This window comes from Oscillibacter sp., from assembly GCF_031978065.1.
Classification (GTDB): Bacteria; Bacillota; Clostridia; order Oscillospirales; family Oscillospiraceae; genus Oscillibacter.
Genome location: NZ_DALZCH010000033.1, coordinates 23,742 through 30,512 on the forward strand (window position 1 = coordinate 23,742; position 6,771 = coordinate 30,512).

The following is a 6,771-nucleotide window of genomic DNA, read 5'->3' on the forward strand; positions in this document are numbered from 1 at the left end:
TGTCCAACGTTGATTTAAAACTTTTGTAAATTCTTTACTAGCAGTACCAATCAAAACAACTAACACTGTGTCGCAACTGTGTAACGCAAAAGCGGAGGGGAAATCCCCTCCGCTTTTTAATGCCACGACGCATAGGAGCTTCTTGTGTCCTTGTACTCCGCAACCTCATAGTACAAATAATCCTTTGCTTTAACTGAAATATCCATGCTGTCAATCAGGGCGATTACTTTTTCCTTTTTGCTGTTGGTTATAGATTCCCCGTTCTTGTCCTTATCAGCAGTCAACGCATTTGCCTGCCGGGAGTAGTCGTACATGGTGCAAAACCCGATTCCTTGTTTTGCCGCGCCGTCGTACCTTTCTACGATGCTGGGAGTGTCGGCTCCAAGAATGCGGTGCTTTGCGCTCTGGTAGGCGTATGCCTTAACCTCGGATAGATACTCCGCCTTTTCATCTGCGCTTGCGCTGCGGTATTCCCGGCTCCCCATAACTGTACTCATGTAGGCCATATTCGTCGCCCCGTAAAATGCCTGAAATTTCTGCCGTTGATCGTATGTCAGCTCCAGCTTTTCGCCGTCAATGGATACAGACGAGCCGACTGCGCTTTTTTCAGGGTAAATAGACGCATCGCCAGTCTTTTCCCGGACGCTTTGAAGTTCTTTGCTGACTTTGCTTTGAGAATAGGTATTTACCCCCAGAGGATTAAACACGGCATTCAGGAAGTTCCCTGCGTCACTGCTCCCATAGGTCTTCTCCTCTCCGAAATTATCAACAGAGGTAGGTAATGTTTGGCGCAGTCCGGGGATTTTACTCTTGACCATATCAACCGTATTCCCCCCGAGCGTCCCACTGGAATAGGTACTGCGCACTTTGTCGTCAGTTCCCTTTGCGACGCCCGCAACTATATTTGGTATTACAGAGGAGGCAAGTGTATTCGCCGTCTGCTCTGCAATGACTTCCTTGTAGCCCCGCCCATATTTGAAAATGTCGGTGGCTCCCCGCCCGATATTTTGAAGTACCGGCAGATCTGCCGAGGACTCCGCGAGAGCATTAGCCGCGTCGCCGAATTTTGAGACAATCCCGGTATTTCCATCCCACTGTGCCGCTTTTGTCCCAATGTTCATCAGGACGTTTAGCGGCTCCACAGAGGAAAGATCAAGCAAAGTGTCTCCAGATTGCCATTCTGTGGACTGCCCATTCAGCGTGCGGCCCAGCGCGTCAAGATTGAGCTGCGTTCCGGTCATGCCCTCCGCTTTATTCAGCGCTGCGACATTTTGATCATCGTCATCATCGGCATTGCGCAGCAGTCCAGCTTTTGCTATCGCGTAGAACCCCGCAGCAATGGCGGACCCAGTGAGGCCACGGGATACGTCAGAAACGGCCCTCGCTTGTTTTGCAGGGTCAACGCCCTTTCCGCCAGCCGCGTCTTTAATTACGCTACCCATTTCAAATATGCCCTTAGCCGCATTGAAAACGCTGTAATCTGCTCCACGCGAAACGAGGTTGCCCGCGACTTTGGTAAACGGAGCCACGATGTCGCCAGCACCGAAAGCGTGAATAGTTCTTCCCCCGACGGTGCGCCCACTATCGCCAACTCCGAACATGTTCAAAAGATCATGCACCGTCTGGATTGCCACAGAAGCTCGGCTGTTATCCTGAAAAGTACGGTACTTCGCCAGATTATCCGCCTGTTCTGCTGCATATCCCCCGTTACTGGTCTTGATCTTTCCGCTGTCAACAAGCGCCTGCGTCGCATCCACAGTAGACCGCGCGGCCCCCTTGTAAAACTCGTCCGTAGCGTTCAGAAGATATGCCTGGTTGCGTTCCAAGGCTGACATAAAACGTTCTGCGATATTCCCGCTGGCCTTAAACGTCCGATTGGTAGAAGTCCCATACCGACTTTCAGAACCGTCCATATCCACGTCCAGCGTAATTTCCGCAAGGGACCGCTTAAACGCATCCCTCGAAGCCTTGTTAAAAAGGGAGGGCTTTTCTGCGGCTACGCTGCGCGTTCCTGTGATATTGGAAAGCACCTTGTCTAAAATCGTTGCCCCATTCATGGATACAGCGTCAATTCCGTAGAACGTGGTATTTCCTACAAGGTTCCGCCCCGCGGTGGTAGGTTTCGAGAGCATACTCAGAACCTGAATGGTTTTCAGCTTTTGCCCGAGGTTGGCGGGGGTTGTGTCCGCTGAAATTGCGCTCGTGGATGCGTATGCAAAGGTCTTCAACTCGTCAAAGGTCAGCGCATCCAGAGCAGAATCAGAGAGCTTTTTAAGCGCCTCGCTCTGCATTCCGGAAACCCCACGCAAAACACCGCGTTCAGACCCAATTTGTAAAATCAGGTCTTTCATAGCGCTTGTATCTCCGGGCTCAACAGATTCAATCTGGGTGTCGAACTTTACAATCTGCCTGAAAACGTCTTGTCTCTGCTCGTGTGTTAGGTGCACATTTTCTTCCACTCGCTTCCACGCGTCGCTTTCTGACTGGAACCCGTTTTCATTGCTGCTACGGCTGTACTTGGCCCAAGCCTGCGTACCTTGCCCCCCGGCCTGTGCGTGTTCACTCATGACGCGCAGCCAATTCGTATACTCCTCTGATGTAACCTCTCCGTTGACACTGCGACCCTGCAACTCCGTCTGAATCATTTTCGCGGCATCGGTCTGGGGGCCATTCCATGCGGTAGCCTCGTCCAAACTTTGGCAAAGCTCTGAAAATGCGGTTTCGTCTATGTCTTTCAGGAACGTACGCTGTCCGTCCTTCTTGTAATAAAGAAGCTCGTCCGCAAGATGCAAAGATTTTTGCTCTGTCTGGCTCTCATACCGAAACAGCTTTGCGTAATCCTCACGGTCCAGCGCCGTGGCGGCTTCCTGATACTGATTATACGGATTCTGCTGCGCGAGGCGGGATGCTTGCTCTGTTCCGCGCATGCCCAGCGTAGAGAATCCAGCCTGCGCGCTTCCCAAACTGCCGTCGGCCCAACTCGTATCTCCCATAGGCTGAGGAACGTCTACGAATTCCCCGTTTTCAAGTCGCTTTTTGCCTGTAAATATGTCCAAAAGAATATCATTCTTGACATTTGCGTTTGAACTGGGTATACTATTTATAGAAAGTGTTGACCTGCTGCCCGTTTCGGACGTTTGGTTGGGGGATGTTTGCATCTCATCAACCGTAGCAGGGGACGCTTTCTTTCTTATGTACATCGTATCCGTGGTAAGAGACTTTGTCCCATCGGTAACAGCTTGCGCCGTGATGTAGTTGTCCCCAATCTGCTTTTCAAACATCAGCGTCGGTCTTCCAAAAGCATCCGTTTGATTTGAAAAAGTAACCTTGTCTGGATTTGACAATACCAACGTAATGTTAGCGGCGGTTTTAGGATCAAGAGATACCTGCCCTCGCGCGGATTCTACAATTGGGTCCCCGTGATTCTTAAACATGTGCCGCACAGCATCACTTGAAAGCACTGCGTTATATCCGGAAATATTTACGCCAGTATCCGACAGAACCTTCTGCGCAACTGAATCCGGAACTTTTCCAAGATACGCCCGATCTGAATTTTGCTTATTCTGCAAGGCATTTCTGACAAAATCCACTGTGTCTTTAAACGACGACACAATCTTATTTTTCTTTCCGCTGGATAAATTAATTTGCTCCCGCTCACTTAGTGCCGTTAACCCGTTGGGGTTGGCGGCACTTTTTACGGCCTCCGTGGGGGCCGTTTGCGGCCCGGCAGTCAAATCCCCTGCCGCGTCACGCCCTGTCGCTCCTGGGGCTTCCTGAGCAACATTCCCGCGCTTCTGCGTGGCAATCTCCACGCCAGACCCGGCAAGGCCCAAAATGCCGCCCACCAGAGATTCTTGCAAAATCTGCCCAGCGTCCCATTCTGGCTTTTCGCCCAGCGTGGCCGCCCTCAGGAGCGGGTCCAGAATCCCCGCCACAGTTTCTTCCGACGCTTCACTGAGCGTGGACAACGCAGCACGTCCTGCGGCACTCCCCGTCAATTTGGCCGTCGCTTTTTCGAGGGCCTTGTCCAACACGCCCGCGCCAAACATCTTCTTAAACGGAGCGGCCACGTTGAACATCTTCTCAGTGCCCACCTGAAGCGCAGCATTGCTAAGACCATACGCCACCTGCTGCCCAAAGGATGCCCCGCTTTGCCGCGCGTCCTGCGTGCTTCCTCCGAAGGCACGGGCCGCCATGGGAACCAGCGCACTGCCGCCGGTAATCGCCGCCATCCCAACATCCGCCACCATCTGCGTCCCGGCAACGCCCACGTCCACCGCCAGCCGCCCGAGCTTGCCCATGCCCTCCTTAGCACGCTCCACATCCTGCATTCCGGAGGCGGTGACGCCACCGGCGAAATCTCTGGCCGCTTCCGTGGCCTTTTCCTGCACGCCCCCCTGAACAACCTTGTTCATAGCATCGTATTTCCTACGGGCATCCGCAAGAATGTTTCTCTGCGCTTGCAGGTCCACCTCGCCCCATGCGCCGGGTGTGCGGGCGTTTTCAATTTGCATGTTGGAAAGCTCCCGCTGTGCACGATATAGGGTGGTTTTATATTCGTCCAAAATCTGCTGATTCCCAGCGCTCCGGGCATTTTGCCCAGATTGATACAGTACCCCCGCCGCATCCATCAGACCCCCTGCCGTAGACTTTAAAGCACCGCTCACCGTGTCAGCGACACGGCTTGTGCGGCCCTGCTTTGACAAATCGCGAATCAGCATTCTTGTTACGGGATCATTGGGGTGGGTGTCGCTGTCCTGCATTTCCTCTTGGACAGACACCGGCTTTTTCTTTGCGGTCGCAGTATCAAACGAGTATGTTTTACCGCCATTATTAAATTTAATGTCAAGCTTTGCCATATGCCCCTCCGGTTATATTGAAATACCGATTTCCGCGCAATACTTTCTGAGGTCGGATTGCTGTTCGGCATTCAGGCTGTCCCAATTTGCCGCGATGTACGATGCCGCGCTATCGTTCTTTCCGGCGGCCTTATACGTGGAGATTGTCCGTTTCAATCCGTTATAATTGGCAACATTTATTCCGCCCGTCGAACCACCCGCGTTTAGCTTATAGTTATACCACGCCTGATCGGCTCCCAGCGTCCCTGCGGCCTTGGTGGAAGCGGCCCCCCAGTACCCGTCTGCGGTAACGCCATAGTAGTTTTGCAGCTGCTCGATCTGTGCGGTACTTAACCCCCCATTATCATACGACACGGGTTTGTCTTTGTCTTTATTGGACTTCTTAACCAGCGTCCCCGAGACGGCCCCAGATGATTGCCCCTGCATCGCTGCCAACTTCATATTGAGCGCATCGGTAGAAGAAATTCCAGCAGCGGTCAGCGTGGATGAGTCCGGCATTACCCCCTGACTAAGCATGGACGCTGCCAAATTATAGGCGTACTTCTGGGCGTCGCTCTGCTTGCTGTAATTGAATTCCTGCTGCCACTGATTCTGACTGTCTGCATACTGCTGCAATTGCGTCTGATACTGCGTTTCCCAGTTTGCCTGCGCTTGCTGCGCCGCCTGTGACGCAGTTTGCGCATCCGCCTGACGTACATACTCCTGATAAAGCGCCTGCGCAAGCTGAGCATTACCGCTGGCCTGCGCCTGATTGATGGCCGAATCGTACTGAGACTTTAATTTCTGTGCAACCAGTGCGTTTTCGCTCAGTGCATCCGCTTCGCCGGTACTGATGGCTGAAAGATTCTTTTGCAGCACCGCCGAGTTGGCAAGCGCAGCCTGTCCGGACGTGCCAGTATTCAGCCCCCGGGATGCCGCATACTCGTTAAAAGACTGCTTCGCAATCTCGTTTTGCGCCGCCGCGTCATTCTGGGCGGCATAATACGTCTGAGGGATTTTTGCAGCCTGCGCCGACAAATCCGCCGCATTCTGGTCGTAGGTGCTTTTCAGCGCCGCCAACTGGGATGCTGTTTGCGCTGCATACAGGTCCTTCAAATACTTTGAATAATCGCTTCCCGTGGAAGATGTTCCGGCAGAATTCTGCGTGCTGCTGGCGGACGAACTCCCTCCGCCGCTAGAACTTCCCCCTCCCCCCCAACTTTCAGAGCTGTAATACTTGCCATCAACAACAACGCCGGGACTGTCAGAAGTTTTTGTACCACTCTTTGCATACCCGTCGCTGTCATATGATACTGAATACTGCCCTTGCTGAACAGTTTGCCCTGCTTTCGACGTGTCGCGGGACATGTCAGGGCCGTTTGTCTTTGCCATCGTATCCACCTCTCTTAGAAAATCAGGACGGGGCAGCGCCCCGCCCTGTTCGGCTCTCGTTCACATTCTAGCGGCCATCTTGATAATCAGCAGCTCCACGGCCCGCTTCGTCCAGTTCCCGGACTTCCAGCGGTCGGGGCTGTCAATCACTCCGGTGGCTACCAGCTTGTCCACGGCCTTGTCCAGCTCCGACACCTCCGTATACCCCGGCCAGCCAGTGACGACCTTCTCACTGCCGCTGCGGCTGTCCCAGCGCGTCCGGGTACTCCGCACATCCACATGGGCGAAGGACTTATATACTCCGATGCCTCCGGCCCCCGGCTGCAAGAACTCCGCATACTGCGCAATCGTCAGCGGCGACACGCCCGCAATAGAAATATCTGCCGCCATGCCCAAAAGGTGCTGGGATTTAGGAGCGCCGCCCTGCTTGGCGTTCCATGTAGCCGTGCGGTAGGCGCTGTTGACGGTGATGGGCTTTCCAAAGTGGTCCCGGATTTTCTGGAGCAGCGCCACCAGCTCCGCAGAGATCAGCACGGTATCA

3 protein-coding genes are annotated in these 6,771 nt (G+C 53.6%); all 3 read right to left on the reverse strand.

Going from position 1 to position 6,771, the window contains the following annotated elements:
- Positions 1–116 precede the first annotated feature (116 nt).
- Positions 117–4,859 carry a hypothetical protein gene (locus RTK01_RS06890; RefSeq protein ID WP_312280264.1) on the reverse strand — a complete coding sequence of 1,581 codons (4,743 nt, stop codon included), beginning with the start codon at positions 4,857–4,859 and terminating at the stop codon, positions 117–119.
- A 12-nt stretch (positions 4,860–4,871) separates the two neighbouring features.
- The gene (locus tag RTK01_RS06895; RefSeq protein ID WP_312280265.1) at positions 4,872–6,230 is read right to left on the reverse strand and encodes a hypothetical protein; all 1,359 of its coding nucleotides are present in this window, start codon (positions 6,228–6,230) and stop codon (positions 4,872–4,874) included.
- Between the two features lie 60 nt (positions 6,231–6,290).
- A partial coding sequence (locus RTK01_RS06900; RefSeq protein ID WP_312280266.1) for a D-Ala-D-Ala carboxypeptidase family metallohydrolase occupies positions 6,291–6,771 on the reverse strand: 481 nt, incomplete at its 5' end.